At 41.5% G+C, this 3,862-nt stretch carries 2 protein-coding genes; both read right to left on the bottom strand.

All coding sequences use genetic code 11. From position 1 onward, the window contains the following. Positions 1-1,701 (bottom strand): hypothetical protein (locus KPX09_RS04645; protein WP_249549209.1); only part of this gene is annotated, 1,701 nt, incomplete at its 3' end. 1,886 nt (positions 1,702-3,587) lie between these two features. Then, positions 3,588-3,862, bottom strand: a 275-nt coding sequence (locus tag KPX09_RS04640) for a hypothetical protein (protein ID WP_249549208.1), incomplete at its 5' end; no start/stop codon positions are given.

Genomic DNA, 3,862 nt, shown 5'->3' with positions numbered 1-3,862 from the left:
CCCTATACGTACGTTACGGACGAGGAGATTTTGGTCTTCTACGCCACCGCGTGTGTCTATATCTTCCACAATATAATCAACGCAAGTGTGAATATGAATACCAGAAGCACCGACAACTCCGAATATTAGATGCTCTTCTAATCTATGCTGATTAACAGATAAGCTCCTAGCATCAGCACCTTTATCAGTAACAACACCTTCATGCGCCACGTAATGAGCAACAAGAGCAACTTGTAGAGGTCCCCCACTGCTGTTACTCAAGATATCAGATAAGAGTAACTGAAGACCTTTTGGGTTTACCCCAGTTTTCTCCACAATATGTGCAGCACGCTTTGGCTGCATCCTTAAGCTTTCACGTATTTGGTCAGACGGTTGCATGAAAATACCGCAGTCCCCACGCACAGGTACAGAGTGAGATGCCAGGTGATGACGCTTCGTCAGATCTGTCCATATAGCACTGCTGTGAGCTACTACTTCTTTACCAAAACAGTAAACAGTGCCACCTAGAGAAGGTATAGCTCTTGCACTGCCAGCGAGGAAATCTTTCAGTGGTACAGAGTCTTCCAATCCACTTAAAGTGCACACTACTTCACGAAGAAGAGTGGCACATGCACTTTGCACCGGAGAGGCCATAAAAGACATGCAGACCCCCACTTTGGATCCATCACCCTTGTCCCCAGGAGAAACAGCGCCCTGCTGAACTACACTAGGTGCATCGCATCCTTCCAGAGCAACAACGCCGCGCACAGTAACCCGGTACGTGTCACGGTCTATGCTACTTATTACTGTATTACAAAAAGAAAGCTTGATGATTCCCAGCGGCATACCGCTAATAACGCTGCAAGCTCTCAGGACACATTCATCAACAGTTTTTACATCGTAAAAAACCCTACGAGTGATGTAATATGGGTTATGCACCTGCAGATTACACGTGCTGTAGCATACATCACTAATCTTACCAGGGACTTCCACATAGTGTTTTGACAGATATTTGGGAACATCGCTCCAATTACACACAGATCCAGGAGTTCCTGGTGAAACTGGCTTACCACTTCTGTGAGTAAGCACAAGCTTTGCTCTTCTTAAAGATAGGCGGTAAACATTCTCCGCCTTTTTCGATGGAGCAACGTCATACTCCACCAACAGCTTAACTCTGGCTTTGGACGCACCAGCGCTGTCCACAATACTAAACATGCATGATTCGTGCAATATCAGCATACCGTTCCTGTAGCTAGCAGGTGCTGAAGCCACGATAGAATGCATCCTGGAGAAAGTAGTGTAACTCTGAACTTCAATTGCGTTAGAGTTCTCTTCTCTAACTATTTCCATATCTTCAGACATCCCATCCAGGCATCCAAGAATGAAATTTCCGAGATCGCATTCCTGGTTTTTTCCAGGCAGGCTGTTATAGGCAAGTGCAAGGGCATGCCACAGCTGGAAAGGTACTTTTTGGAAAGTAGGACTGTTAGCAGCTGTATTAGCCAGAGCTCTTGCTAATAAACTTGGGTGAGTTAGATTCTCATGTATGTGTTCAGGAGCTACGTTACTGCCCTCACGTATAGTAAAACCCTCTGCTAAGAGTAAGACTATACTGCGTTGTGCAGGATTACTATTTTGATCACGGCATAACAAGAAATCTATCGGGCCACCAAGAAGCATAATAGACTTTTTTGACGGGTGTGGCTTAAGCAGCAGAGTCATGGGTGCCTCATCTTAGTTACTTTTAGTGACAAAGCGGTACTTTTATTCCTGTAAGGACAGAAAGGCCTGTTTTTTTCAGAAAGCCACGCCTTACATGTATGGAAACTTGCGCATCTAGTATAGACACCGCAAGGCATAGTGCGCAGAACACGGAGCTGTAGCAGGCGCTTCTACCACCAGCAAAGTACGCAAACCTAGCGACGACTCATTCTCACACGTTGTGAACATACGTAGTAACACACCTTGACATACTCAGCCTACACCACTAGACATATAGTGTAAAACAAAAAGTACCAGATCCCCTTCTCTGGGCTGTGAAAGTGGTACATTGGAAACGGACTGTTAAGTATTTATATTGCTACTTAGGCGGAGAATAAACATTCGAATTGTAATGCACCATGAGTTAGAAATGCACTATGAGTGAGAAATTATGTGAATTGGTACTAGCGCTGATACCGAAATTCACAATTGTAGACACGGCACGTGCAGAAGATATAATCTCTTCCAAGCCCTTCTGAGTTTTTACTAATTGTATGTTTATCTAACACCTGCCCACAAATAACATATGAAAGCCTTTGTAGCTTGGGTAAGTTGTCTGGCTGTTTTCATTTTAGGTTTTTCTTCTCAAGAATCCGACTTTTTGCGTATTTTGCTCTACTTAAGCATATTTAAATAGACCTTCACCATTGAGTGTAAGAGAAGATACAATAAGCTACATTGCTGAGATCATCTAAAATATGGAGATCTTTCTAAAAATCTTTATGTGCTTTAAAAGAGATGAATCTTACCCCACATGACAACAACATTGATAGTTTAGGTAAAGTTTTACAGTGTTGAAGATTCATGATGAAAAGGGATACTTAGTATATTTATGGGTAATGACAGCTTATGTGATATTAGCCACTTCTTTATCGGTATTTAGGGATTGCCACGGTGTTTTTGGTTTCGCAGCATGAGTAAGGAGCGTGGTTTTTAGCAAGTATTTATTGTACTATGTGTGTAAAAAGTGACATATGAAGATTGCTAAAGAATTCACATATCATACTAGAAATAAGTTGATATCTGATGATGTAATATATAAGGTTAAGCAATAGTCTTTTTTCACTATAAATCCTACATGCAGTTTTATGTGTGTTTATTTCTATAAAAATTGAGATGCCAAATTCAGCTGTTGTTGCACATACCGTACTCATTCTTAATCTTGTAGCTGCGCTGTAATCACAGTTCGTAAGTGCAGCAAAACCGTAATTAGGTAGCTTAGCATAGGGACGAACAATCTCTAGATTCTATGCTTCGGGCCAGTGCTTTTTCAGCATCGATACGGGAGTATCTTTGATATAATAAACACACAGCAGCATGATGATATACTTTATAGCTCTGCGATTCATACTAATCAATGTTGTAATTAAGTAAAAAATGCTTTTTTGAACCGTATAGTGTTTGTAAGGTACGTATTATTCAGTTGTCGTACTACAATGGACAAAATACTACAAATTCCTCCGCAAGCATTTAAGTGTGAATATAGCATTATGTGTGCGATTCGGAGATTACTAATGCATGATTTAGTGTGGGGTAATAGTGTTTTTTGCATGCGTTTTAGATATGTCACGTCAGAGATATGTAACGCACGTTTTTCAAGGATGCTGTAGCTATCACGAATATGATAGCCACGATGCGATGCTCTGGTCAACTTTGGATTGGGCTGCTGGTTTATGCATATTAAGCAGTGGCTCCTGCATTCAAATAGAGAGTAGCTTTTTTATAAGAAGATATGCGAAAAACTTTTTTATCCACAGTAAGTCCAGGGCGTATCGATGCAATGATGAAAAGGATACACCGTGTCAATGTTTCAAGGATGCACCCAGAATATGATCGTATTTCATTGGCTAAGTAGAGCGTCCTCCAGTTTCTGATTCTACAGATAGCACATCCTGTAATGAAGCAATGGATCCTTCATCAATTGTCGTTGATGGAGCAACATCCTGTAAGTACTTTGTAACATCTCTGCTAGTGCTCTCGGAGTTCAGATCATTGCTTGTGCTTATATCATCATATGACGAAGAAACACCAATCGAAGCCTGTTCGGGTTGAGGTTCCACCAGATGCTCCTCCTGAGAGAGGTCTTGATATAATGCCCTACGCAGGGTGCTATTTTTGAGCA

This window comes from Anaplasma phagocytophilum (assembly GCF_023476575.1).
GTDB classification, from domain to species: domain Bacteria; phylum Pseudomonadota; class Alphaproteobacteria; order Rickettsiales; family Anaplasmataceae; genus Anaplasma; species Anaplasma phagocytophilum_A.
This window is presented reverse-complemented; position numbering and strand designations above follow the sequence as displayed.